22 protein-coding genes and 1 tRNA gene are annotated in these 23,944 nt (G+C 73.5%); 10 read left to right on the top strand and 13 right to left on the bottom strand.

Annotated elements, in window-relative coordinates; genetic code table 11:
- Nucleotides 1-139: 139 nt before the first annotated feature.
- The 3 genes from BLV02_RS23195 to cobT are packed head-to-tail and all read left to right on the top strand — an operon-like array spanning nucleotide 140 to nucleotide 3,449.
- The gene (locus tag BLV02_RS23195; RefSeq protein WP_176986539.1) at nucleotides 140-751 is read left to right on the top strand and encodes an adenosylcobinamide-GDP ribazoletransferase; all 612 of its coding nucleotides are present in this window, start codon (nucleotides 140-142) and stop codon (nucleotides 749-751) included.
- Nucleotides 748-2,400 carry an Rv2231c family histidinol phosphate aminotransferase CobC gene (gene cobC, locus BLV02_RS36705; RefSeq protein ID WP_141711380.1) on the top strand — a complete coding sequence of 551 codons (1,653 nt, stop codon included), beginning with the start codon at nucleotides 748-750 and terminating at the stop codon, nucleotides 2,398-2,400. Before BLV02_RS23195 ends, cobC begins: the two co-directional genes overlap by 4 nt.
- A complete protein-coding gene (gene cobT / locus BLV02_RS23185) occupies nucleotides 2,397-3,449 on the top strand; it encodes a nicotinate-nucleotide--dimethylbenzimidazole phosphoribosyltransferase (RefSeq protein ID WP_069109400.1) in 1,053 nt (350 codons plus the stop codon). The genes cobC and cobT overlap by 4 nt, the downstream gene beginning before the upstream one ends.
- A 150-nt stretch (nucleotides 3,450-3,599) precedes the next feature.
- Here cobT and BLV02_RS23180 read toward each other — a convergent pair whose 3' ends face one another.
- On the bottom strand, nucleotides 3,600-4,343 hold the full coding sequence (locus tag BLV02_RS23180; RefSeq protein ID WP_069109401.1) for a hypothetical protein: 744 nt from the start codon (nucleotides 4,341-4,343) through the stop codon (nucleotides 3,600-3,602).
- Nucleotides 4,344-4,491: 148 nt separating this feature from the next.
- On the opposite strand from BLV02_RS23180, the gene BLV02_RS23175 reads away from it, so the two are divergent.
- The gene (locus tag BLV02_RS23175; protein WP_069109402.1) at nucleotides 4,492-5,016 is read left to right on the top strand and encodes a peptidylprolyl isomerase; all 525 of its coding nucleotides are present in this window, start codon (nucleotides 4,492-4,494) and stop codon (nucleotides 5,014-5,016) included.
- A gap of 22 nt (nucleotides 5,017-5,038) precedes the next feature.
- Nucleotides 5,039-5,968: a rhomboid family intramembrane serine protease gene (locus tag BLV02_RS23170; RefSeq protein ID WP_069109403.1), complete on the top strand. Its 930-nt coding sequence runs from the start codon at nucleotides 5,039-5,041 to the stop codon at nucleotides 5,966-5,968.
- A gap of 454 nt (nucleotides 5,969-6,422) precedes the next feature.
- Here BLV02_RS23170 and BLV02_RS23165 read toward each other — a convergent pair whose 3' ends face one another.
- On the bottom strand, nucleotides 6,423-6,680 hold the full coding sequence (locus BLV02_RS23165) for a cell division protein CrgA (RefSeq protein WP_069109404.1): 258 nt from the start codon (nucleotides 6,678-6,680) through the stop codon (nucleotides 6,423-6,425).
- Between the two features lie 108 nt (nucleotides 6,681-6,788).
- Between BLV02_RS23165 and BLV02_RS23160 the strand changes: the two genes are divergently transcribed.
- Together BLV02_RS23160 and BLV02_RS23155 are read left to right on the top strand one after the other, a co-directional pair.
- Nucleotides 6,789-7,526: a DUF881 domain-containing protein gene (locus BLV02_RS23160; RefSeq protein ID WP_083288248.1), complete on the top strand. Its 738-nt coding sequence runs from the start codon at nucleotides 6,789-6,791 to the stop codon at nucleotides 7,524-7,526.
- Nucleotides 7,523-8,164, top strand: a complete 642-nt coding sequence (locus BLV02_RS23155; protein ID WP_069109405.1) for an aminodeoxychorismate/anthranilate synthase component II — start codon at nucleotides 7,523-7,525, stop codon at nucleotides 8,162-8,164. The genes BLV02_RS23160 and BLV02_RS23155 overlap by 4 nt, the downstream gene beginning before the upstream one ends.
- Nucleotides 8,165-8,240: 76 nt before the next feature.
- Here BLV02_RS23155 and pknB read toward each other — a convergent pair whose 3' ends face one another.
- The 6 genes from pknB to BLV02_RS23125 form a co-directional block, all read right to left on the bottom strand.
- The gene (gene pknB / locus BLV02_RS23150; protein ID WP_069109406.1) at nucleotides 8,241-10,109 is read right to left on the bottom strand and encodes a Stk1 family PASTA domain-containing Ser/Thr kinase; all 1,869 of its coding nucleotides are present in this window, start codon (nucleotides 10,107-10,109) and stop codon (nucleotides 8,241-8,243) included.
- Nucleotides 10,110-10,194: 85 nt separating this feature from the next.
- Nucleotides 10,195-11,664, bottom strand: a complete 1,470-nt coding sequence (locus BLV02_RS23145) for a peptidoglycan D,D-transpeptidase FtsI family protein (protein WP_069109407.1) — start codon at nucleotides 11,662-11,664, stop codon at nucleotides 10,195-10,197.
- Nucleotides 11,661-13,055, bottom strand: coding sequence for an FtsW/RodA/SpoVE family cell cycle protein (locus BLV02_RS23140; protein WP_069109408.1), 1,395 nt, complete (start codon nucleotides 13,053-13,055; stop codon nucleotides 11,661-11,663). Before BLV02_RS23140 ends, BLV02_RS23145 begins: the two co-directional genes overlap by 4 nt.
- Nucleotides 13,052-14,482 carry a PP2C family protein-serine/threonine phosphatase gene (locus BLV02_RS23135; RefSeq protein ID WP_069109409.1) on the bottom strand — a complete coding sequence of 477 codons (1,431 nt, stop codon included), beginning with the start codon at nucleotides 14,480-14,482 and terminating at the stop codon, nucleotides 13,052-13,054. Before BLV02_RS23135 ends, BLV02_RS23140 begins: the two co-directional genes overlap by 4 nt.
- 6 nt (nucleotides 14,483-14,488) lie before the next feature.
- Entirely contained in the window at nucleotides 14,489-14,965 is a 477-nt protein-coding gene (locus BLV02_RS23130) for an FHA domain-containing protein FhaB/FipA (RefSeq protein WP_053203759.1), read from the bottom strand.
- 4 nt (nucleotides 14,966-14,969) lie between these two features.
- Nucleotides 14,970-15,689 (bottom strand): FHA domain-containing protein, encoded by a 720-nt coding sequence (locus tag BLV02_RS23125; protein WP_069109410.1) that lies wholly within the window; start codon nucleotides 15,687-15,689, stop codon nucleotides 14,970-14,972.
- Nucleotides 15,690-15,941: 252 nt separating this feature from the next.
- Between BLV02_RS23125 and BLV02_RS23120 the strand changes: the two genes are divergently transcribed.
- Together BLV02_RS23120 and BLV02_RS23115 are read left to right on the top strand one after the other, a co-directional pair.
- Nucleotides 15,942-16,028 (top strand) — tRNA-Leu (locus tag BLV02_RS23120).
- 86 nt (nucleotides 16,029-16,114) lie between these two features.
- Nucleotides 16,115-16,711, top strand: coding sequence for a short chain dehydrogenase (locus tag BLV02_RS23115; RefSeq protein WP_069109411.1), 597 nt, complete (start codon nucleotides 16,115-16,117; stop codon nucleotides 16,709-16,711).
- Nucleotides 16,712-17,635: 924 nt separating this feature from the next.
- On the opposite strand, the gene BLV02_RS23110 is transcribed toward BLV02_RS23115, so the two are convergent.
- Nucleotides 17,636-19,102 carry an MFS transporter gene (locus BLV02_RS23110; protein WP_069109412.1) on the bottom strand — a complete coding sequence of 489 codons (1,467 nt, stop codon included), beginning with the start codon at nucleotides 19,100-19,102 and terminating at the stop codon, nucleotides 17,636-17,638.
- Nucleotides 19,103-19,119: 17 nt separating this feature from the next.
- Nucleotides 19,120-19,827 (bottom strand): TetR/AcrR family transcriptional regulator, encoded by a 708-nt coding sequence (locus BLV02_RS23105; RefSeq protein WP_069109413.1) that lies wholly within the window; start codon nucleotides 19,825-19,827, stop codon nucleotides 19,120-19,122.
- Between the two features lie 114 nt (nucleotides 19,828-19,941).
- On the opposite strand from BLV02_RS23105, the gene BLV02_RS23100 reads away from it, so the two are divergent.
- Nucleotides 19,942-20,868 carry an NAD-dependent epimerase/dehydratase family protein gene (locus BLV02_RS23100; protein WP_069109414.1) on the top strand — a complete coding sequence of 309 codons (927 nt, stop codon included), beginning with the start codon at nucleotides 19,942-19,944 and terminating at the stop codon, nucleotides 20,866-20,868.
- On the opposite strand, the gene BLV02_RS23095 is transcribed toward BLV02_RS23100, so the two are convergent.
- Genes BLV02_RS23095 through BLV02_RS23085 form a run of 3 tightly spaced genes read right to left on the bottom strand, consistent with a single transcriptional unit; the run spans nucleotide 20,843 to nucleotide 23,936 of the window.
- Nucleotides 20,843-21,439: a class II aldolase/adducin family protein gene (locus tag BLV02_RS23095; protein WP_216093991.1), complete on the bottom strand. Its 597-nt coding sequence runs from the start codon at nucleotides 21,437-21,439 to the stop codon at nucleotides 20,843-20,845. The genes BLV02_RS23100 and BLV02_RS23095 overlap by 26 nt on opposite strands.
- The gene (locus tag BLV02_RS37265; protein ID WP_069109415.1) at nucleotides 21,436-23,193 is read right to left on the bottom strand and encodes a four-carbon acid sugar kinase family protein; all 1,758 of its coding nucleotides are present in this window, start codon (nucleotides 23,191-23,193) and stop codon (nucleotides 21,436-21,438) included. Before BLV02_RS37265 ends, BLV02_RS23095 begins: the two co-directional genes overlap by 4 nt.
- Nucleotides 23,190-23,936: a DeoR/GlpR family DNA-binding transcription regulator gene (locus tag BLV02_RS23085; protein WP_069109416.1), complete on the bottom strand. Its 747-nt coding sequence runs from the start codon at nucleotides 23,934-23,936 to the stop codon at nucleotides 23,190-23,192. The genes BLV02_RS37265 and BLV02_RS23085 overlap by 4 nt, the downstream gene beginning before the upstream one ends.
- Between the last annotated feature and the right edge of the window lie 8 nt (nucleotides 23,937-23,944).

The following is a 23,944-nucleotide window of genomic DNA, read 5'->3' as shown; positions in this document are numbered from 1 at the left end:
CGCTGCGGGCGGCGGTCGGGTTCCTGACCCGTATCCCGGTCGGGCCGGCGCCGTTCTCGGGGCCCGCGCTGGACCGGGCGGGCGCGTGGTTCCCGCTGGTGGGCGTGGTGGTCGGGGGGCCGGGCTGGGCGTCTGGTGGGTGGCGGACGGGCTGGCCGGTCCGCTGGTCGGTGCGGTGGCCGCGGTGCTGGTGACGGTGATCGTGACCGGCGCGTTGCACGAGGACGGCCTCGCCGACACCGCCGACGGCCTGTGGGGCGGCGCGACGCGCGAGCGGCGCCTGGAGATCATGCGCGACAGCCGGCTCGGCACGTACGGCGCACTGGCGCTGGCCGGTGACCTGCTGCTGCGGGTCGCGCTGCTGGCCACCGTCGGCGCCGGCTCGGACGCGTTCGCCGACGTCGCCCGGCTCCTGGTCGCCGGTCACGTCATCGGGCGGGCGGCGCCGCTGGTGCTGGCCGCCTGGCTGCCGCCGGCCCGCACCGACGGCCAGGGCCGCCGCCTCGGCCGGCTCGGTGTGGTGGACTCACTGGTGGCGGCGGCAACCGTGCTGGTCGTGGCCGTGCTGACGGCCGGTTGGTGGGCGCCGGTGCTGCTCGCCGCGGCCGCCGTCCCGGTGCTCGGGCTGCGTCGCGCGGCTCGGCGGCGCATCGGCGGCGTCACCGGCGACGTGCTCGGCGCCGCCGTGGCCCTGACCACCCTCGCGGTCGCGATCGCCGTCGCGGCCCTCGTCCAGGAGGACCTGCTGTGAACCTGCCGCCGCACCCGCCACGCCCCCAGCCCGGCCCGTCGCCGCGAGGGCGGCTGACGCTCGTCCTGGGCGGGCAGAAGTCGGGCAAGTCGGGGCTAGCGGCGCGGCGGGCCGAGGCCAGCGGCCGTCCGGTCGTGGTCGTCGCGCCGGCCGTGGTCCGGGACGAGGAGTTCAAGGCGCGGGTCGAGCGGCACCGCGCCGACCGCCCGCCGCACTGGCGCACGCTCGAGACGTTCGACCTGGCCGCCGCCGTGGCCGAGGCGGGCGACGGGACGTTCGTGCTGGTCGACGCGCTGGACACGTGGCTGGCCGAGACACTGGAGTCGGCCGGCGTGTTCGTCGGCGACGACGTGCCCGACTCCGACCGGAGGGCCCGCGCCGAGGACGCCGTGGTGGCGGCGCTGCGGGCGTTCACCGGCGCGGTCGCCGCGCTGGACGTCGAGGTGGTGGTCATCGCCGGCCAGCCGGGCCTCGGCGTGCACGCCGGCGGGCCCGGCGCCCGCCTCTACGTCGACGTGCACGGACGCGCCGTGCAGACGCTGTCGGCGGCGGCGGACGAGGCGCTGCTCGTGGTGGGCGGCCGGGTGGTGCGGCTCGAGCCCGACGCCCCGCCGGCCGCCCCCGCCGACCCGCGGCTGCGCGAGCACGGCGACACGCAGGTCCCGCCGGGCGCGACCGACCTCGCCGTCAACGTGCAGCCGGGGCCGCCGCCGTGGCTGGCCGACCGGCTGGCGGCGGCCGTACGTGACCTCGCGGCCTATCCCGACGACCGCGCCGCCCGGGCCGCGGCGGCCGCCCGGCACGGACGTCCACCGGAGGAGTGCCTGGTCGTCGACGGCGCCGCGGAGGCGTTCTGGCTGCTGGCCGACGCGCTCCGGCCGCGGCTGGCCGCCTGCGTGCACCCGTCGTTCACCGAGCCGGAGGCGGCGCTGCGAGCGGCCGGCGTCCCGGTCGTCCGGGTGTGGCGCCGCCCCGAGCAGGGCTGGCGGCTGGACCCGTCCGCCGTCCCGTCCGACGCCGACCTCGTCGTGCTCGGGCGGCCGGACAACCCGACCGGCGTGCTCGATCCGGTCGAGACCGTCGCCGCGCTGGCCCGGCCCGGCCGCACCGTCGTCGTCGACGAGGCGTTCGCCGAGTTCCTGGACGACGCCGGCGGCGTGGCCGGGCGCCGCGACCTCCCAGGCGTCGTCGCCGTGCGGAGCCTGACGAAGCTGTGGGGGCTGGCCGGCCTGCGGGTCGGCTACGTCACCGGCCCGCCGGACATCGTCGCGCGGCTCGCCGCCCGCCGTCAGCCGTGGAGCGTCAACAGCCTCGCCCTGACCGCGATCGAGGCCCTGACCTCGCCCGTCGCCGAGGACGAGCGGCGCGCCCGGGCCGCCGCCGTCGCCGAGCTGCGGGCCGAGCTGATCATCGCCATCCGCGCGCTCGGCGGCCCGCGGGTGTGGGACGCGCACGCGAACTTCGTGCTGGTCCAGGCCGAGCGGCCGGGGCTGCGCGAGCGGCTGCTGGAACACGGCCTGGCCGCCCGGCGGGCCGACACCTTCCCGGGCCTGGACGACCGCGCCGTGCGGGTCGCCGTCCGGGACCGGGAGACCACCGCGCGGCTGGTCGCCGCGCTGCGCACCATCGAGGACGGGAGCCCGGCATGACGGTGGAGGAACTGATCGCGGCGGTCCGCCCGGTCGACCAGGAGGCCCTTCAGCGGGCCCGCGACCGGCACGCCGGGCTGGCCAAGCCGCCGGGCAGCCTGGGCCGGCTGGAGCACCTCGGCGCCCGGCTGGCGGCGATGAGCGGGCAGTGCCCGCCGCCGGTGCCGTCGGCGCCCGTGGTGGTCGTGGCCGCGGCCGACCACGGCGTGCACGCCGAGGGGGTGTCGGACTGGCCGCAGGAGGTCACGGCGGCGATGGTCGCGACCGTGGCCGCTGGTGGCGCCGCCGTCAACGCCATCGCGCGGACGGTGGGCGCGCGGGTCGTGGTGGCCGATGTCGGGACGCTGCGGCTCGGCCCGGTGCCCGACGGCGTTCGCGACGAGCGGGTGCGCAGCGGCACCCGCGACCTCGCCGTCGAGCCGGCCATGACGCTGGACGAGTGCCGGACGGCGATCCTGGCGGGCGCCCAGGTCGCGGCCGAACTGATCGACGGCGGCGCCGACCTGCTGGTGACCGGCGAGGTCGGCATCGGCAACACGACCGCGTCGGCCGCCCTGATCGCGGCGTACACCGGCGCCGACCCGGCCGATGTCACGGGGAAGGGCGCCAACCTCGACCACGGCCGGACGGCGCACAAGGTCGGCGTGGTGCGCACGGCGCTGGCCCGGCACGCCGCCGCACCCGACCACGGCGCCCTGGGCACCCTGGCGTCGCTGGGCGGGCTGGAGCACGCCGCCCTGGCCGGCGTCATGCTGGCCGGCGCGGCCGCCCGCGTCCCCGTCCTCGTCGACGGTGTCGTGGCCGGAGCCGCCGCACTGGCGGCCGTCGCGCTCTGCCCGGAGGCCGCCGGCTACCTCGTCGCCGGACACACGTCGGCCGAGCCGGGCGGGCACACGCTGCCCGACCGCCTCGGCGAACCGGCCCTGCTCGACCTCTCGCTACGCCTCGGTGAGGGCACCGGCGCGTTGCTGGCGGTGCCGCTGGTGCAGGCCGCCGCACGCGTGCTCGCCGAGATGGCGACGCTCGCCGACGTCACGAAGAACGCCTAGGTGGTTGTGGAGCGTGCGGCGGGTGCTGCGCCGGCTCCGCTTCGCGGCGGTGAAGCAGGCCGCGCACGCTCTTGACGCCGGCTCCGCACCCGCCGCACACTCCACATCGCCCGGGCGGCGGTCTCGTCAGCCGGCTCGCTGGCTCGTTGGTTAGTTCTGGCTGCCGTCGAGCGTCCCCTGGGTGCTGTTGCCGGAGGTCGAGGCGGGCGCGGACTTCTTCGCCGGCGCCTTCTTCGCGGTGGCCTTCTTGGCCGGTGCGCTCTTCTTCGCCGGCGCCTTCTTGGCGGCCGGCTTCTCGGCGGCTGCCTTCTTCGCGACCGGGGCCGGCTCTTCCTCGGCGGCCGACTCGGCGTCGGGCGCCGGAGCCGGTGCCGGGGCCCACGGGCCCGTGGACGGGTCGTACGTCGTCCACTGGTCGGACTGCCCACGGCGGCGGACCACAGCGGCCAGCGCCGCGCCGGCGGCGGCGAACCCGCCCAGCACGGCGACGACCTTGCGGCGGCGCTTCTTCTTGCGCTGCTTCTCGGTCTTCTCCGCGAGGGCGGCCGTGCGCTCGGACAGATCGTGCGCGCGCTCGGAGAACTTGTCGGCCGCGACGGCCAGCGAGTCGGCGACCTTCGGGACGACGTCGTGCAGCAGCGTGTCCTTGGCCTGGTTGGCGGCCGGACCGACCTTCTCGCGTGCCGCCTGGACCTTCGGAGCCATCTTGTCGACGGCCGACTCGACCACCGGCGTCAGCTTCTCCCGTGCGGAGTCGACCACCGGTGTCGCGGCCTCACGAGCACGCCGGCCGGCCTCGCGCGCGGCCTGGCGGGCCTGTTCCGCAGCCTCCTGCGTGCGCACCTTGGCGTCGTCGGTGCCGCCGTTGCGCCGGATGCTGAATAGCCTGCTCACGTTGGGCCTCCCTTGTCGGATCGCCTGCCAGGGCCCCTGTACCTGGTGTCTCCCCCGATCTTGCCTTACCGACGACCGTATGCCGACATACGCCACGGCGTGCGAGGATGGAGCAAATCGAGGACATCAGACAGCGAAGGGCTTACCCGTGGCCGACGAGCTTCATGCCACCCTGCACACCAACCGCGGCGACATCACCGTGGCTCTGCTGCCGAACCACGCGCCGAAGACGGTGCGCAACTTCGTCGAGCTCGCGAAGGGCGAGCGTGAATGGGTCAATCCCGAGACCGGCGAGAAGACCAGCGACAAGCTGTACGACGGCACCGTCTTCCACCGCGTCATCGGCGGCTTCATGATCCAGGGCGGCGACCCTCTGGGCAACGGCACCGGCGGCCCCGGCTACGACTTCGCCGACGAGTTCCACCCGGAGCTGGCGTTCAACAAGCCGTACCTGCTGGCCATGGCCAACGCGGGACCCAACACCAACGGCTCGCAGTTCTTCATCACCGTCGGGCAGACGCCGCACCTCAACCGTCGTCACACCATCTTCGGTGAGGTGGCCGACCAAGCCAGCCGCGACGTCGTCGACGCCATCGCCAGCACCCCCACCGACCGCGCCGACCGGCCGCTCGAGCCCGTCGTCATCGAGTCGGTCACCGTCACCGGCGGCTGAGACCGAGAGCCGGCGTTCCCCCATGACCGGAAGTGCCGGCGGTCCGGCCGAGCCGCCCACCAGCGGCGACTCGGCCGCCCCGCCGACCTGCTATCGCCACCCCGACCGCGAGACGTACATCCGGTGCTCGCGGTGTGAGCGGCCGATCTGCCCCGAGTGCATGATCTCCGCCCCGGTCGGCTACCAGTGCCCCGAGTGCGTCGCCGAGGGCCGCAAGAACGTCCGTCAGGCCCGCACGGTGCTGGGTGGCCAGCGTCGCGACACCAGCGCCACCATCGTCACGCTCACCCTCATCGGCATCAACGTCGTCATCTGGGTGGCGGGCCTGGTCGTCGGCACCCGCGGCGACTCGTTCTACGACCGCTACGCCCGCGGCATCGGCACCAACGAGTTGAGCGCCCGCCTCGGCCTCGTCCTCGGCGAGCGCAACGACCCGTTCTCCTTCGGCATCGTCGACGGCCAGTGGTACCGACTCGTCACGGCGGCGTTCACGCACGAGAACGTGCTGCACATCGGGCTGAACATGGTCGCGTTGTACCTGCTCGGCTCGTCGCTCGAGCCGGTGCTCGGCCGCAGCCGGTTCCTCACGCTCTATCTCTTGTCCGCCCTCGGCGGCTCGGCGGCGTCGCTGCTGACCGTCTCCGACCCGTACTCGCTGTCCTACGGCGCGTCGGGCGCGGTGTACGGGCTGTTCGGCGCGCTGTTCATCATCGCCCGGAAGCTGGGGCGCGACACCGGCGGCATCGTGGTGCTGCTCGGCATCAACCTGGTGTTCGGGTTCACCGTGCCCGGCATCGACTGGCGGGCCCACCTCGGTGGCCTCGTCATCGGCACGGCGCTGGCGGCGGTGTTCGCCTACGCGCCGAAGGAGCAGCGCGGCTTGTGGGCGCTGATCGGTTCACTCTGTGCCGCCATGATCATCACGACCGCCGTCATGGTCGCGGTCGCCTGACCTCCCGTCGTCGCCCGGTCGCTCGTCGCAGCGGCCGGGCGTTCGGCGGCGGACGGCCGGTTCGCCGCCGCCCTGGCACGTCGAGCCCTCGACCTCGATAGCCGGAATGTCGCCGAACGGTCCGAAAGCGGCCTCGAAACGGCGCCCCGGATATCGAGGACGACCGGCTCGTCCGCCGGCGCGGTCCCGCACGCGCAGCGATGGGGGCCGCGGCGCCGACGCGCACCGGTGCGGAACCGCGCGCCTCAGCACCCCAGGCCCCGCACCCCATGCCCACCGCACCCCATGGCCACCGAACCCCATGGCGCCGGGCCTGGCGCCGTCCACAACCCACCGTCGCGGACGGAGTTATCCACAGGGGTTATCCCCACTGGGGAAAATTACACGCGTGTAATCACAGCTGTGCAATAACCTGTGGACAACCCCGTCCTCGCAGGTCAGTGGCGGTTTGCCGTCACTTCCAGCGGGTCGCGGTCATGAAGCCGCCGGTGATCAGGCCCATGCCGATCAACAGGTTCCAGCCGCCGAGGTCCTTGATGACTGGAATGTCGTCGCCGACGAGGTAGTAGACGACGATCCACACCAAGCCGACGAGCAGCAGGGTGATCATGGTGGGGACGACCCAGCGACCGGAGACCGTCGGGTCCTTGAGCTCGCTCCGCTCCGGCGGGGTGTAGTCGTCGTCCTTGCGACGGCTGCGAGACTTGGGCACGGTCGGTTCCTCTCGGTCTTGGCTGGTTGCGGTGATGCTCGGCTAGCGTAGTCGTCAGCGGGCCGAGCGCCACATCGCGGCGTGCAGTCCTGATCGTCCCACTTGGAGGTGAACACCATCAGCCGGTCGTCCGACTACCCCCGAGCCTGGCGCTTCCTGGCGCCGCTGGTGCTCGCAGGCTGTGGTGTCCTGCTCATCACCAGCGCCAAGGCCGCCGACGGCGAAGACCTGCGCGGCAGCGACGTCATCGCGTTCTCCGACCTGGTCCGGGCCGAGGAGCAACGGGTTCAGGAACTTCAGGCGCGCATCGACGACCTGTCGTCCGACATCGAAGACCTCACCGCCGGCCAGGGCGACGGCGAGTCCGCCGAGATCGACCGGCACACCGAGGAGATCATGCCGGCCGCCGGTCTCACCGCGGTGCAGGGGCCGGGGCTGACGGTCACGCTCGACGACGCGGACCTGCCGAACAACCTGGGCGAGGACTCGCCGTTCAACACCGAGGACTACCTCGTGCACCAGCAGGACCTCGAGGGCGTCATCAACGCGCTGTGGGCGGGCGGCGCCGAAGCGCTCACCGTCATGGACCAGCGCATCATCTGGACCAGTACGGTCCAGTGCGAGGGCCCGGTGCTGCTGCTCAACGGCCGCACCTTCTATCCGCCGTACACCATCAGCGCCATCGGCGACGCCGACGCCATGCGCCGGGCGCTCGACAACGAGCCGAAGGTGCGCGAGTACCGCGCCTGGGCCGACCGCATCGGGCTGTACTACGGCGTGACCGACGAAGACAACATCGCGATGCCCGCCTTCGAGGGCAGCGTCCAAGGAGGCAAGCGGTCGTGAGCCGGCGCATTCTCGTGGTAGACAACTACGACAGCTTCGTCTTCAACCTGGTCCAGTACCTCGCCCAGCTGGGCGCCGAGTGCGACGTGCGCCGCAACGACGAGATCGGCTCGACCGACGGCTACGACGGCGTCCTGCTCTCGCCCGGGCCCGGCACGCCCGAGAAGGCCGGCGGCTGCGTCGACCTCGTTCACACGCTGGCCGGGCGCACCCCCGTCTTCGGCGTCTGCCTCGGCCTGCAGGCCATCGGCGTCGCGTACGGCGCCACCGTCGGCCGCGCGCCCGAGCTGCTGCACGGCAAGACCAGCCAGGTCCTCCACCACGGCGACGGCGTGCTGACCGGCCTGCCCAGCCCGTTCACGGCCACCCGCTACCACTCGCTGGCGGTCGAGCCCGGCACCGTCCCGGCCGAGCTGGAGGTCACGGCCCGCACCGCCGGCGGCGTCGTCATGGCCATGCGGCACCGCACCCTGGCCGTCGAGGGGGTCCAGTTCCACCCCGAGTCGGTGCTCACCGAGGGCGGGCATCGCATGCTGGCCAACTGGCTCGAGGTCTGCGGCGACGACGGCGCGGTGGCACGGTCCGCTGGCCTGGCCCCGGTCGTGGCGCACGGCTCGGCCGTCGACCTCCCCGCCTGACCCGTCACACGAAACAGCCGCGCGGCCCGGGATCGGCTCCCGAGCCGCGCGGCTCTCGTTCGTGCGACGGCGTCGGCTACGGCCCGAGGACACCGCCGTCGTTGCCGCCGTCGTTGCCGGTGTCGGTCCCGGCATCGGTGCCCGCGTCGCCACCGGTTTCGGTGCCGCCCTCGGCGCCGGTGTCGTTGCCCGGCGTCTCGGTCGGGTCGTCGGTCGGGGTGTCGGTCTCCGTCGGCTCGTTCGTCGGCTCCTCCGGCGGTGCCTCGGCGACGTAGATGATGACGGTGTCGCCCTCTTCCAGCTCGGCGCCCTCGCCGGGCTCCTGCCGGAACACGTTGCCCTCGGGCTGGTCGGCGGTCTCCTGGCGGCGGACGTCGGGCTCGAGGCCGAGTCGCTGCAGCTCGTTGACGGCGGCGTCCTCGCTCATATCGACGAGGTTCGGCACCAGAATGGCGACTTCGCCGCTGGAGATGACCAGGTTCACCGGACTGTTGGGAGCGATCGAGGTGCCACCCTCGGGGTCGGTGGCGAGGACGGTGCCGGCCTCTGCCTCGTCGTCCTGCTGCGTGACGTTCCCGGGTTGCAGCCCGGCGTCACGGATGGCCTGCTCTGCCTCGGCTTGTGGTCGCCCGACGACATTGGGCACGGGGACCATGTCGGGCGCGACACCGACCGTCAGCGTGACCGTGGAGCCCTCGTCGAGCTGGGTCGACGGCCGCGGGTCCTGCTGGATGACCGCGCCGATCTGCGCTTCGTCGCTCGTGGGCTCGGTCTCGATGGCCGGCTCGAGGTTCTCGTCGGCGAGCCTGGTCTCGGCTTCTTCCTGCGTCATGCCGACGAGGTTCGGCACGGTGGCCTGCGCCGTTCCGCTGCCGTTGAAGACGAGGTAGCCGATGAGACCGGCGATGGCCAGCACGGCCAGCGCGCCGAGCACGACGGCCCACCAGCTGAAGCCCTTGCGCTGGTCCTCTTCTTCCTCGTCGAGCAGCTCGTCGGGGTACGGCGTGTCGTCGTCGAGCGCCATGGCGCCGGCCGCGACGGTGGGCGCGCCGGCGTTCGCGATCAGCTGCGTCGCGGCGGAGGTGTCGGCGGCCGCGGCCACCGGCAGCCCGGCGGCGGCCCGCTCGAGGTCGGTGCGCATCTCGTACGCGCTCTGGTACCGGTGCAGACGGTCCTTGGCCAGCGACTTCATGACGATGGCGTCGAGCTCGGGCGTGATGTTCGGGTCCAGCGCCGACGGCGGCGTGGCCTGCTCGCGCACGTGCGACACCGCCACCGACACCAGCGACTCGCCGATGAACGGCGGCCGGCCGGTGAGCAGCTCGTAGAGCACGCAGCCGCTGGCGTAGAGGTCGCTGCGGGCGTCGGCCTGCTCGCCACGCGCCTGCTCGGGCGAGATGTACTGCGCGGTGCCGACGACGGCGGCGGTCTGGGTGAGCGCCATGCCGGTGTCGGCCAGCGACCGGGCGATGCCGAAGTCGGTGACCTTGACCTCGCCGCCGCTGGTGATCATGATGTTGCCGGGCTTGATGTCGCGGTGGACGATGCCGGCGCGGTGGCTGTACTCCAGCGCGTCCAGCGTCGACACCAGAATCTCGATCGACCGCTCGGGCGTGAACCGCTGCTGCTCCTGCAGCATCTCGCGCAGCGTCTGGCCCTCGACGTACTCCATGACGATGTACGGAAGACGGTGACCGTCGACGTAGTCCTCGCCGGTGTCGTACACGGCGACGATGTTGCGGTGGTTCAGCGACGCCGCCGACTGCGCCTCGCGGCGGAACCGGGCCTGGAAGGTCGCGTCGCTGGCGTGATCGACCCGCAGCATCTTCAGAGCGACGATGCGGCCCAGCCTGGAGTCGCGGCCGCGGCGAACCTCGGCCATGCCTCCACGGCCGATCACCTCGCCCAGCTCGTAGCGATCTCCGAGGAGTCGCAACTCGTTCATTGTGCGGCCCTTTCTCGACTCGACCCCGGGCAGGCTACCCGTTCCGGACCACCCGGCGCTGTACCTGACCGAACAGTGAAGATGTTCACGATCCCAACACCGCTTCCATGACGTCCCTGGCGATGGGCGCCGCGAGGCGGCCGCCGCCGATGTCGTCGCGGGCGGTGTCGGGCGCGTCCTCGATGACGACGGCGACCGCGACGCTGGGCTCGTCGGCCGGTGCGAACGACGTGAACCAGGCGTACGGCGGGCGGTCGGCGGAGCTCTGCGCGGTGCCCGTCTTGCCGGCAACCTCGATGCCGTCGATCTGCGCATTCCGGCCGGTGCCGTTCTCGACGACGTCGACCATCATGTCGGTCAGCTCCTCGGCGGTCTCCGGCGAGACGGCGCGGGTGCGCTCCTCGGGCTCGGTCCGCTCGATCGGGCTGACGAGGTCGGGGCCGCTGACCTCGCGGACGAGGTACGGCTCCATCAGCACGCCGTCGTTGGCGATGGCCGCGGAGACCATGGCCATCTGCAGCGGCGTGGCCGACACGTCGAACTGGCCGATCGCCGACAGCGCCGTCTGCGGCTCGTCCGGGTTGGCCGGGAACACGCTGGTCGCGGCGTTCATGTCGTCGTTGGTGAGCGGCTGGGTGCCGAAGCCGAACTTCTCGGCCTGCTCGCGCAGCGCGTCGTCGCCCAGCTCGTTGCCGAGGTAGGCGAACGCGGTGTTGCACGAGACCCGCAGCGCCTCGGTCAGCGTCGGTGTGCCGTCGCCGCAGGCCTGGCCGTTCTGGTTGGGCAGCGGCCGGGTCGACTGCGGCAGGTCGTACTCGGCCGGACCCGGCACCTCGGTGTCCGGGTCGAACTGGCCGGACTCGAGCGCCGCGGCGGCCGTGACCAGCTTGAACACCGAACCCGGTGGCAGTCGCTGGGCGATGGCGCGGTTGAGGTCGGGCTTGTTGGGGTCGGCGGCCAACGCGTCGCGGGTCTCCTGCTGGACCTCGGTCGTGTGGCTGGCCATCGGGTTGGGGTCGTAGGACGGCGAGCTGACCATGGCCAGGATCGCGCCGGTCTCGATGTCGATGGCGACCACCGCGCCCTTGTAGCCGCCCTCGGTGAGGCCGTCCCACGCTGCCTGCTGGGCGGCGGGGTCGATGGTCAGCCGGACGGCGCCACCGCGCGGCTCCTCGCCGGTGACGAGGTCGATGAGGCGGCGGACGAACAGCCGGTCGTCGTCGCCGGAGAGGATGTCGTTCTGCGCCCGCTCCATGGCCGTCCGGCCGAAGAAGTACGAGTAGTAGCCGGTGACCGGGGCGTACATGGGCCCCTCGGGGTACTGCCGCTGGAACTGGTACTCGTCGTCGACGGGCACCGACTGCGCGATGGGGGTGTCGTCGGCGAGCAGGATGGGGCCGCGCTCGCGCGAGAACTCGTCGAGCAGGACCCGGCGGTTCTCGGAGCGCGCGTTGAGGTCGTCGGCCCAGAACGCCTGCACGTACGTGGCGTTGATCAGCAGCGCGACGCAGAGCAGCAGGCAGCCGGCGGAGATACGGCGGATCGGGGAGTTCATCGGATTCTCACGACCTGGGTGACGGCGGTGTCCGTCGTCGAGGACGACGTCGCGGACGGCGGGGCCGGTCGCCTGGCCGCGTCGGACAACCGGATGAGCAGTGCGACCAGCACCCAGTTCATCACCAGTGACGAACCACCGAGCGACAGGAACGGCGTGGTGAGGCCGGTCAGCGGGATGAGCCGGGTGACGCCGCCGAGCACGATGAAGACCTGCAGGAAGAAGCCGGCGGCCAGCCCGGCGGCCAGCAGCTTGCCGAACGGGTCGCGCAGCAGCAGGCCGGCCCGCAGGCCACGCGACGCGAGCAGCGCGTACAGCAGGATGATCGCGATCAGCCCGGTCAGCCCCAGCTCCTCACCGAGCGCCGAGCCGATGAAGTCGCTCTCGGCGATGGGCGTCAGTTCCGGACGGCCCTGGCCGAGGCCGGTGCCGAGCAGGCCGCCGTACGCCAGCCCGTACAGCGACTGCGCGACCTGGCCCTGCGGGTCGATGAACGGGTCCATCCAGAAGTCGATGCGCTCGGCGACGTGCGAGACGACGGCGTTGGCGGCGAACCCGCCGGCCAGGATCAGCAGCAGGCCGAGGATGATCCACGAGATGCGCTCGGTGGCGACGTAGATCATCAGCACGAAGATGCCGAACAGCAGCACGGACGGGCCGAGGTCGTTCTGCACGACGAGGATGCCCAGGGCGCCGAGCCAGACCAGCAGGATCGGCCCGAGGTCGCGGGCCCGCGGCAGGTCGACGCCGAGGAACCGGCGCCCGGCCAGCGCGAGCGCGTCGCGGGTCTGCACGAGGTACGCGGCGAACGCGATGATCAGGATGATCTTCGCCGCCTCGCCCGGCTGGAACGTCATGCCCCCGACGTTGATCCAGATGCGGGCGCCACGGATGGAGTGGCCGACGATCGGCAGCAGCGGCAGCACCAGCAGCAGCAGCCCGGCCAGCCCGGCGAGGTACGGCAGCCGCGACAGCACCCGGTGGTCGCGCACGAACAGCAGCACGCAGACGAACAGCGTCACGCCGATCGCCATCCAGGTGAGCTGGGTGGACGCCCGCGTGGTGCCGTCGGCGAGGTCGAGCCGGTGGATCATCGCCAGGCCGAGCCCGCACAGCGTCACGACGATGGGCAGGATGACGGGATCGGCGTACGGCGCCCGCAGGCGGATGACGACGTGCGCCACCGCTGTGGCGGCCGACAGCCCGCCGAGGTAGGCCAGCGCGTTCGGCGGGACCCGGCCCAGCGCGCCGAGGTCGACGCTGATGTAGGCGAAGGTCGCGATGCCGATGGCGAAGATCAGCAGCACCAGCTCGGTGCCCCGGCCGCGGCGCGGGGTGACGGTCTCGGGCGCCGGTGGTTCGGTGCGGGCGCGGGCGCGGTCGAGACTCATGACGCACCCGCACAGAGCAGGCCGGGGTAGCCGACCTCGTCGCCGAGCCAGCCGTCGCCCTCGGCGGGGTCGGTCGGCTGCTCGGTGGCCGGCGGCTCCGCCGGCGGGGTGGCCGGTGGGGTGGCGGCCCCGCCGGCCTGCGGCGTCGGAGTGGGCGTGGGAGCCGGCGTCTCGCCGCCGCCGACGCGCTGATGCGCCCGGCAGGCCTCCAGCCGCAGCCGGTCGACCACGGCGTCGGCGTCGTCGATGTCGTCGGCCGCGATGGTGTCGGCGACCTGCTCGCGGTAGATGTCGGGCAGCGCGTCGACCGGCAGCCCGCCCGGGATGTCGTGCAGCTCGGACAGTCGGATGGGTCCGATCTCCTGACTGACGCCCTGGTAGATGGCCACTTGGCCGTTGCTGTCGCCGACGTAGTACTGGTTGCGGACCCAGCCGCTGGCGAGGTCGAGGCCGACCCAGCCGATGGCGCCGACCGCGGCGACGATGATGACGGTCCGCAGCCAGCGGCGGCGCCGTGGCGGCTGCGGCGCGTACCGCATGGCCTCGAGGTCTTCGGGGGTCGGCCGGTGCTCCTCGGCGCCGACCAGCGCCCGTAACGCCGCGCCCGGACGGCGACGGTGTGGCCGCTCGGGCGGCGGGGCGTCGTTGCTGGCCGCCGCGCCGACGAGGAACGCCTCGGCGGTGTCGTCGGGCTGGCGCGGGGTGTCGGTCTCGACGACGTCCGCCAGTACCAGCGTGACGTTGTCGGGTGCGCCACCGGCCAGCGCCAGCCGGATCAGCTCGTCGGCGGCGTCGTCGAGGCCGTCGACCGAGCCGAGCGTGTCCTGCAGCGTGGCGTCGGACACCACGCCGGTGAGGCCGTCGCTGCAGACCAGCAGGCGGTCGCCCGGACGGACGTCGAGCACCTGAAGGTCGGGGTCGACGTCGCCCTGGCCCTGCAGCGCCTTGAGGATCAGCGAGCGGGCCGGGTGGACGCCGGCCTCCTCGAGCGTGATGCGGCCCTCGTCGACCAGCGACTGGACGAACGTGTGGTCGTGGGTGAGCTGCTGGATGGCGCCGTCGCGCAGCAGGTAGGCGCGGGAGTCGCCGACGTGGCCGAGGCCGAGCGTCGTGCCCGTCCACAGCAGCGCCGTGACCGTCGTGCCCATGCCCTCGCGGCTGGAGTCGTCGACGATGAGCTGGCGGATGCGCTTGTTGGCCGACTCGATGGCGGCCGTCAGGGTCTGCAGGGGGTCGCCGTCGTGCGGCTCGCGCTCGGTCAGCACCAGCTCGTCGATGGCGGCCTGGCTGGCCACCTCGCCGGCCGCGTGCCCGCCCATGCCGTCGGCGACGGCCAGGAGGTAGGGGCCGGCGTAGCCGGAGTCCTCGTTGCCCTCCCGGACCAGGCCGACGTCTGAGCGCGCGACGTAGCGCAGCGTCAACGGCATCGGGACCTACTTCCGCAGCTCGACGACGGTCTTGCCGAGCCGGAACCGGCTGCGGGCGGTGACCGGCGTGCTGCGTGTGAGGCGTTGGTTGCCGACGTAGGTGCCGTTGGTGGAGCCGAGATCCTCGACGTACCACTGGCTCTCGTGGAACCGCAGCCTGGCGTGCTGGGTGGACACGTACTCGTCGGCCAGCGGGATGGTGCAGTCGGCGCCGCGGCCGAACGTCACCGGTGTGCCGTCGAGCGCCACCGATTTCCCGGTGTCGGGCCCTTCGACGATGAACGCCCTGGTGGGCGTGCCCTTGGCGCCGCGCGGCTGACGGTTCTGCCGGGCCGCGTCGCGGGCTTCCTTCTGTGGTTTGGGTTGCTTGGGTGGTCGCACGCCGAACAGGTCGGCCCGCATGGCCGACGTGACGGAGAGGATCAGCAGCCACAGCACGGCCAGGAAGCCGAGCTTGATGACCGTGAGTGTCAGCTCCGACACTCGTTCACCTCCCGGAACCGCGCCGGCGGACGTCGATCGTGGTCGAGCCGATCACGATGCGGGAGCCGTCGGTGAGGGGCGCCTGGCCCACTCGGGCGCCGTCGACGATCGTCCCGTTGGTGGAGCCGAGGTCGACGGCCACCAGCTGGGACTGCGTCCCCTGCTGATAGACGCGGATCTCCAGATGCCGGCGCGAGACGCCGGGATCGTCGATGCGTAGGTCGCACTCGCTGCCGCGCCCCAGGACGACCCCGGGCGGCAGCACCGGATGCTGGGTGCCGTTGATGACGAGGAACGCGTCGGCCTGCCGCTCCGAGGTGGGCGTGGGCGCGAACGACGACCCGCGGTCGACGCCGGCGCGCACCGCGCTGCGGATGCGGAAGGCGCCGGTGCCGAGGTCTTCGTGCCGCTCGAACCCGACCCCGACCGGTCCCGTGAAGGCGTAGTGCTGCAGTTCGGCGTGCTCGCGGGCCAGCTCGACCAGCTCGGTGGCCAGCGTGCCGATGTACGCCGTCAGCCGGTCGTAGTCGCTCGGCCCCAGCTCGACGACGAAGTCGTTCGGCACGAGCGAACGGTCGCGGCTGACGATCTGCGCGTTGTTGTCCAGCTCGCGCTGGATGGCCGCGGCGATCTCGACGGGCTGCACCTCGGAGCGGAACGCTCGGGTGAACGCACCTTGGACCATGCTCTCGAGCCGGCGCTCGAAGCGCTGCAACACCCCCACGGGTACCTCCCTCCACGTCTCGCACCTGGTGACCGCGGGCAAGACCCTGATCGTAACGGCGCGTAGCGTGGTGCTGCGGATGCGCCCTGGATCGGGGCCGTGCGGAAACGGCCGTCGCAACCTTATGTGACGAAGGACGGCTGGCGGCTGGTTCCGGCGGCGCTCAATGTCTTCCCGCCCATGCTGACATCCAGAGGCCCGGATCGTGGAATCGACCACCCATCGGGGCGTGTTAACCTTGTGCCGCAGCACGCGCGGGTGGCGGAATAGGCAGACGCGCACGGTTCAGGTCCGTGTGTCCGAAAGGACGTGGGGGTTCAACTCCCCCCTCGCGCACCACACCGAAGATCCCGGTCAGGTACTCACCTGGCCGGGATCTTCGCGTTCGGATCAATTTTCGTGGTCAGGGCAACCGGAGGCAGCAGGTGAAGATCGTCGTCATCGGGGCGAGCGGCATCGTGGGCACGGCGGTGGCCGAGGAGCTGACCGGGCGCGGGCACGAGGTGGTGCGGGCGTCCCGGCGCGGGCCGGTGGTCGTCGACATGGCCGAGCCGGCGACGGTGGAGGAGCTGTTCCGGTCGGTGCCCGACGTCGATGCCGTGGTGTGTTGTGCGGCCAACGCGCCGACCGCCGACCTGGTCGAGGCCCCCGACGACGAGTTCCTGGCCGGACTGCCGGGCAAGCTGCTCGGTCAGGTGCGGCTCGCCCGTGCCGCGCTGCACCACCTCCGCGACGGCGGGTCCGTCACGCTCACCGGCGGCACGTTCGTCGAGCCGATGCCGGGCGGGTCGTTCGGTGCGCTGGTCAACGCGGGGCTGGCGGCGTTCGTCGAGGCGGCGGCGGGCGAGTTGCCGCGGGGGCTGCGACTCAATCTCGTCGCGCCGGGGTGGGTGCGCGAGTCGCTCGAGGCGTTCGGCTGGGACCCCGATCCCGGCGTCCCGGCGGCCGAGGTCGCCCGTGTCTACGCCGACCTCGTCGATGGGACGGGGACGGGTCAGGTGGTGCCCGTCACGGCGCGGTGACGACCGGAGCCGGCACGGCATGGCCGTCGGTCACGGCGCAGCGACGGCCGGAGCCGGGACCGCGTCGCCGTCGGCTACGGCGCGGCGACGAGCGGAGCCCGGGACATGGCGGCGCCACACGGCCGTCGGTCACGGCGCGCGGCGACGTGCGGCGTTCCGGCAGCTGACGTCGCGCGGGTCTAATCCGACCTTGTCGGCGGCGCAGGTTGCCCGTCACGGCGCGGCGATCACCGGAGCCGGGACCGTATGGCCGTCTGTCGCAGCGGGGCCGATGAGCGGAGCCTGGAGATGGTCGGGCCACATGGCCGTCGGTCGGGGTGCGCGGCGAGGTGCGATGTCCGGCAGCTGAGGTCGCGCGGGTCTACGCCGACGTGGTCGGCGGTGCAGGTGGTCCCCGTCACGGCGCGGTGACGACCGGAGCCTGCAACTGGCCGGAGCCGGACCGCATCGCCGTCGGTCACCGAGCCGCAATGACCGGAGCTCGGGAGATGGCCGGGTCACACGGCCGTCGGTCGCGACGGGCGAGTGCTGGCGGCCGATGTCGCGCGGGTCTACGCCGATCTTGTCGGCGGCGCACGTTGCCCGTCACGGCGCGGTGACGACCGGATCCGGCAGCTAGTCGGACCACTCGGCCGGCGGCAAGCCGTGGTCGTACCGCATCGCCGTCCAGGCGCCCGCAGTGGACCGTCAACCCGGAGGAGCGCGCCGGCCGCACCAGTCGCCCGGGCCGCCGTCCGCAGCGGCGCCGAACGTCGCCGTCCAGCAGTGCCCGCAGCCCTGCGACGGCCATCGCCTGGGCGCCGAGCCCGACCAGGTTCCCGGGCGCTCCGGCAGGCTCACCGTCGGCGGCGTCAAATCCTGGGTCCGGTCGGGTTGCCCCGTCGGCTGGCGGCTCGTGCCGGGACCGGCCGGGCCGATCTCGCTCTACGTCCGCGTGCCGACGGTAGTGGTGCGGTCGCCGACAACGCGGCCTGCGGTCAGCAGTCCGGCCAGCGCGACGACGCCGCCGGCCACGAGGATGCCGGCGAAGGTCGCCGGGCCGGGCGACGTCAGCGCGACCGCCGCACCGCTGACCGCGAGCGCCGCCGCCGTGCTCAGCGATCCGGCCAGCTGCCCGGCGCTGACGTTCCGGCCCTGGTTCGTCCGGTCCGACGCGGCGAGGATCAGCAGCGACAGCACCGGCGACGTCAGCCCCATCCCGACGCCGGCCAGCGCCCAGCCCAGCAACCCGACCACCGGCGGCAGCGTCGGCCAGGTCAGCAGTGTCGTGGCGGCGAGCCCGGCCGTCATCGCGGCCAGCCCAGCCCGCAGGACGACCGCCGGCGCGCGGCCGTGTTCGCGGCCCTGCAACCACGAGCCGAACGCCCACGCGACGCCGGTGATCGACAGGCTCACGCCGGCCGTCGTCGCCGTGAAGCCGTGCACCAGGGTCAGCAGCAGCGGCAGCCACGCGCCCACGCCCGCGAACGCGGCCGCCGCGAACGCCCGCTGCGCCACCACGGCGGGCAGGCCGCGCCGCACCCGGAACGTCCCGCGCGGGAGCAGCCGCACCGCCGCGAGTCCGGTCCCCGCCGCGCCCAGGACCACGACCGCGACGGCCGGTGCGGGGTCGGCGGCCAGGTGCTCCCCGGCCAGCGACAGCCCGAACACCGCGGCCGCCGCGATGACTGCCCACGGCAGCACCGCCCGCCGCCCGGCGTTGGCCGGTGGCGGCGTTGAGCGCGCCTGCGACGCGGCGCCTGCCCGCGGCGCTGTGCCCGGCCGCGGCAGCGCGGCGCCCGGCCGCGGCGCGTCCGCCGTACGCGGCCCGTCCTCAGACGGCGGCAACGTCCGCAGCGCCGGGCGGAGCAGCACCCACACCGGGCCCAGCACCGCCAGCGCGCCGAGGAACACCCACCGCCAGCCGATCCCCTCGGTGACGATCCCGGTGAGGAACGGCCCGACGACGGACGGCAGCACCCAGGCGGCCGCGAACAGCGAGAACATCCGCGGCCGCAGCGCCTCCGGCAGCGCCCGTGCGATCAGCACCATGATCCCGACGTCGATCAGGCCCTCGGCGAGGCCGCTGAGCAACCGGCCGCCGATCACCTGAGGCATCCCGGCGGCCGTCCCGACCAGTACCTGCGCGACGGCGAACGTGACGGCACCGGCCCGTAGCGGCGGCACCGGGCCGGAGCGGTCGGCCCACATCCCGGCCAGCGCGAGCGAGACGACGTACGCCGCGATCGGCGCGGCGGTGGCCAGCCCGAAGCTGCCGACGGAGTCGAACTCGCGCACCAGCGTCGGCAGCGCCGTGCCGACCGCCCGGTTCTCGAACGCCCCGAGTGTCACCAGCGCGACCGCGCCGATCGCCAACGGCAGGTACTCCCGGCTGAACAGCGAGGATGGCATCGTCCGATGCTGCAACCTCAAGCAGTCTTGAGGTCAAGTCCGATCAGCCGGCCGAGGGTGCGGATGTGGTGGTCGAACAACGTCGCGCGGTCCTCGACGACGTTGGTGAGCTGGCCGAACAACTCGAAGTTGAGGAACCCGAACAGCCCGGTCCACGCGGTGACGGCCCGTGCGACGAGGTCGTCGGGGAGGCCGGGCATCAGCTCGCGGACCACCTCGGCGTCGCCCGCGAACGACCTCGGTGGCGCGGGGAACCCACCCGGCGGCGTCAGGACCCCATCGGTGTACGCGGCGGCGAGGATCCGTCCGTACACGACCGTGTCGCGCACCGCCGGCCCGATGGTGTCGGCGGGCGCCTGATAGCCCGGCACCGGCGAGCCGTAGATCAGCGCGTACTCGTTCGGGTGCGCGAGCGCCCAGTCGCGGAGGGCGTGGCAGACCGCCCGCCACCGGCCGGCGTGATCGTGGGGGTCGCAACCGGCGTCGGCACGCTCCACCGCGTCGCCGACCGCGTTGTACGCGTCGATGATCAGCGCGGTCAGCAGCTCGTCGCGGCTCGGGAAGTAGCGATAGATGGCCGACGAGACCATGCCCAGCTCGCGGGCGATGGCGCGCAGGTTGAGCCCGCCCGCGCCCTCGGTGCCCAGCTGACGCCGGGCGATCTCGGTGATCTCCCTGGTCAGCTCGGCGCGGGCGCGCTCGCGTGCGGTCCGTCCGGCATTCATGCGAAACACCCTAGCAGAGCACCGCACCAAACAGAGAGCGATGCTCTTGACAGACTCGCTCCGAACAGAGAGCATTGCTCTCGGAACAGAGCGACAGACACTGAGGAGCAGGTCATGGGCAAGCACGTCATCGTGGGCGCAGGGCAGATCGGCCGGCTGCTGGCCGAGCGCCTCGTCGCCGACGGGTACGAGGTCACCGTCGTCAGCCGGTCCGGTTCGGGTCCCGACGGCGTCACGAAGGTCGCGGCCAGCGCCGCCGACGAGGCCCGGCTGACGCAGGTCACGCAGGGCGCCGACGTCCTCTACAACTGCGCGAACCCGCAGTACCACCGCTGGACGCAGGACTGGCCGCCGATGGCCGCCGCGCTGCTCGGCACCGCGCAGGCCACGGGCGCCGTCCTGACGACGCTCGCCAACCTGTACCCGTACGGCGCGGTCGACGGCCCGATGACCGAGGACCTGCCGTTGACCGGCGGCGGCGTGAAAGGGCAGGTCAGGGCACGGATGTGGGCGGACGCACTGGCGGCGCACGAGGCCGGCCGCATCCGCATGACCGAATTGCGTGCGTCGGACTACTACGGCCCGGGCGTGCGCGACCAGGGCCATGTCGGCGACCGGTTCTTCCCGCCGCTGCTGGCCGGCAAGCCCGCCACCTACCTGCACGATCCCGGCGTCGTCCGCAGCTGGACCTACGTCCACGACGTCGCCGCCGCGCTCGCCACGGCCGGCAGCGACGAGCGCGCCTACGGCCGGGCCTGGCACGTTCCGACGGCGCCGCCGTTCAGCGCGCGCCAACTGGCCGACGCGGCGGCCGCCGTCGCGGGCACGTCGCCGGCCCGGATCCGCCGGCTGCCGTACTGGGCGCAGGACGTCGCGGGACTGGCCGTGCCGATGATGCGCGAGCTCAAGGAGACCCGCTACCAGTTCACTCGGCCGTTCGTCATCGACTCGTCGGCCTTCGAGACGACCTTCGGCCAGCGCCCCACCTCGTTCGACGACGCCGTTGCCGCCACGGTCAGCTGGTGGCGGGCCCAGCGTTGATGGGCGGCAATTGGCGGTACGGCAGGCCGCGCAGCAGCAGTGCCAGCTGGGCGGCGGACTCGAGCTCCTCGGCGAGATCGGCCGCCAGGTCGACGTCGGCTGCGGCGACCACGCTGCCGTGGTTGGCCAGCAGCGCTGCGTGGTGGCCGGCCAGCGCGACCGCGACGCCCTCGGCCAGCGCCGAGCTGCCCGGCGGGGCGTACGGCACCAGCGGCAGCGGTCCCAGCCGCGTCACCTGATACGGCGTCACGGTCGGCATTGGCTCGTCCAGGCAGGCCACCGCGACAGCGTGGACGGAGTGCAGGTGCACGATCGCCCGCGCCTCCGGCCGCACGTGGTACGCGGCCAGGTGCAGTGGGAACTCCTTCGACGGCCGCGCACCGGACAGCGGCTCGCCGGTCAGCGACAGCACCGCCAGGTCGGCGTCGGTCACGCGGCTCAGCGCACCGCCGGTCGGCGTGAGGAACACCTGCTCGCCCACTCGGACGCTGACGTTGCCGGACCCGCCGGGCGACAACCCCAGGGCGGCCAGCCGGCGGCACGCCGCGACCAGCGCCTCGACCTCGATCACGGTCCCACCTCCCAGGCGGTGGTGAACAGGTCGGGCGGCCCGAAGTTGCCCGACTTCAACAGCAGCGCCACCGGCCGTGGCCCGGTGCTGACGGTCCACGGAACGCCCGGCGCGACCTGCGCGCCGATGCGCACCTGCCTGATCCCGAGCGCCTCGGTCACCGCGCCGGACGTCTCGCCGCCGGCGACGAGGAACCGGCGCACGCCCGCGTCGGCGAGCGCGCTTGCGACGGCGGCGAGGGCCCGCTCGGCCAACGCCGCGCCCCGGTCCCGGCCGTGTCGTTCCTGGACGGCGCGCAGTTCCTCGGGCGGCAGCGAGGTTGTGACGACGACCGGACCTTTGGGGAGTGCCGCCAATGCCTCGCCGACGGCGATCGTGACGGCGCGGGCTGGGCCGGCCACGCGGTCGGCTGCGGTGCCGGTGGCCGCGTCGGTGGTCGCGTCGGGCCTGTGGTGGGCTGCGGTGCCGGTGGCTGGGTCGGGCCCGTGATGGGCTGCGGTGCCGGTGGCTGTGCCGGCCGCCGGATCGGCGGCGGAGTCGGCTGCGAGGTCGCCGACGGCAATCCGGATGACCGGCCCGTCGAACGCGGCGATCTGCTCGCGGGTCCGCGCGGAGCAACTGCCCGCCAGCACGACACGGCCGCCCGGTGGCAGCACCGGCCAGTCACCCGGCGTCCGCAGCGACCCGGCCTGCGGCGCCGAAACCAGAGGTGGCCGGGTCGTCGCGGCGGAGTGTGTCGGTGCCCGCCCGTAGGGTGGGCCTCCCACCCGGCCGGGCGGGGTGTCACTGTCGCCGGAACCGACGTTGACGGAACGGGCGTCGTCGGGGCGAGCTATGTCGGGGCGGGCGTCGTCGGGATGGGCACTGTCGGGATGGGCACTGTCGGGACGAGTTATGTCGGTGCGGGCGTCGTCGGGACGAGCTACGTCGGTGCGGGCCTTGTCGGGACGAGCTATGTCGGGACGAGCTACGTCGGGATGGGCCTTGTCGGGACGGGAGTTGCCAGCAGAGGCGGCAGCGGAGGGCGCACTGCGCCGGGTCTCGGGCCGCGACGGCGGTGACGGCGCCAGCGCGGCCCAGTGCCGGGCCAGCGCGCCGGCCAGGCCGGACGCGCCGCCGAGGAGGTCGGGGCCGTCGGCGAGGAGAGCGGCGTGACGGTCGAGGTCGGCGTCGGTGAGGGCGTCCAGCAGCACATGCTCAGCAGCCGAGAACCCCGCGACCCCCGCGGAGGGCCAGCGCACGAGCCCGACCGGCCGCGGCGTCTGGGCCGAGAGCAGCCGCACGAGGTCGGCGTTGGTCATCGGGGTCAGCGGGTGGTCGCGTAGCGGCGACTCCGACAGCAGTCGCCCGTCGACGAAGAGGTGGCCCTGGTAGACGGTCCGGCCGACGGCGGGCGTGGCCGGTGTGCCGACGGATCGCCCACCCACCAGCCCGGCCAGCGCGTCGGCGATCGGCCCGATGTTCCCGGCGGCCGTCGAATCGAACGTCGAGCAGTACTTCTGGTACAGCCGCTGAGCTCCATGCGAGAGCAGCCACCGCCCGGCCGCCACCGACTCTGCGACGGCGGAGGCGACCGGCGCCGTCCGGGTCCGCAGCGCGACGACGACACACTCGGCGCCGTCCGGGGGCACGTCCGACGGCGACGGCGGGCCGAACAGTACCGACGCGGGCAGGCCGGCCGCCGTCACGACGCCGGCGAGGTCGCAGGCGCCGGTCACGTCGTCGGCCACGACGCCGAGCCGCAGCACCGTCACGCCTGGATCACCCGCGCCCCCGCAGCCCGGACCGCCGCGACATCCGCGGACGCGTCGGTGACCAGCGTCGACACGGATTCCAAGGACGCGAACCGGATCGGCGCCCGCGCCGCCAGCTTGGACCCGTCGGCCGCCACGACGACCGACCGCGCCGCCGCGGCCAGCGCACGCTTCGTCTCGGCGTCGTACGGGTCGGCGCAGAACACGCCGGACGGCCCGACTGCGGTCGCCGACAGCACAGCGACGTCCACCACGATGTCCGACAACGCGGCACGCACCGCCGGCCCGCCGAACGACCGTGTCGCCGGGTTGAAGACCCCGCCGAGCCCGATCAGCCGCAGGTCCGGCCGCGCCGCGCACACCGTCACGACCGGCACTGAATGCGTGACGACGGTGAGCCCGGCGGGCAGTAGCTCGGCCAGCCGGGCGACCGTCGTTCCGGAGTCCAGCGCCACCGTCGCACCGTCCGGCAGCAGCTTCGCCACCGCCCGGGCCACCGCGGCCTTCCCCGCGGCGGAGCGGTCCGCGCGCAGCTCGAACGGCACACCGTCGCCGTCGGGCAGCCGCGCGCCGCCGGTGACCCGCACGGCGACCCCGTCGACCTCGAGCTGCCGCAGGTCGCGCCGGATCGTCATCTCCGAGACGTCCAGGTCGGCCGCCGCGTGGGCCGCGGACAGGTAGCCGGTCGTCCGCAGGCGTCGCAGCAGCTCGTCGCGACGGCGCGGCGCGTCGGTGTAGCGCACGCCCCCAG

It is taken from the genome of Jiangella alba (assembly GCF_900106035.1).
Classification (GTDB): Bacteria; Actinomycetota; Actinomycetes; order Jiangellales; family Jiangellaceae; genus Jiangella; species Jiangella alba.
This window is presented reverse-complemented; position numbering and strand designations above follow the sequence as displayed.

Bases quoted from the DNA above. Each gene is read 5' to 3' on its own strand.
- cobT (WP_069109400.1), top strand. From the start codon at position 2,397: ATGACGGTGGAGGAACTGATCGCGGCGGTCCGCCCGGTCGACCAGGAG.
- BLV02_RS23170 (WP_069109403.1), top strand. From the start codon at position 5,039: ATGACCGGAAGTGCCGGCGGTCCGGCCGAGCCGCCCACCAGCGGCGAC.
- pknB (WP_069109406.1), bottom strand. From the start codon at position 10,109: ATGAACGAGTTGCGACTCCTCGGAGATCGCTACGAGCTGGGCGAGGTG.
- BLV02_RS23145 (WP_069109407.1), bottom strand. From the start codon at position 11,664: ATGAACTCCCCGATCCGCCGTATCTCCGCCGGCTGCCTGCTGCTCTGC.
- BLV02_RS23140 (WP_069109408.1), bottom strand. From the start codon at position 13,055: ATGAGTCTCGACCGCGCCCGCGCCCGCACCGAACCACCGGCGCCCGAG.
- BLV02_RS23135 (WP_069109409.1), bottom strand. From the start codon at position 14,482: ATGCCGTTGACGCTGCGCTACGTCGCGCGCTCAGACGTCGGCCTGGTC.
- BLV02_RS23110 (WP_069109412.1), bottom strand. From the start codon at position 19,102: ATGCCATCCTCGCTGTTCAGCCGGGAGTACCTGCCGTTGGCGATCGGC.
- BLV02_RS23105 (WP_069109413.1), bottom strand. From the start codon at position 19,827: ATGAATGCCGGACGGACCGCACGCGAGCGCGCCCGCGCCGAGCTGACC.
- BLV02_RS23100 (WP_069109414.1), top strand. From the start codon at position 19,942: ATGGGCAAGCACGTCATCGTGGGCGCAGGGCAGATCGGCCGGCTGCTG.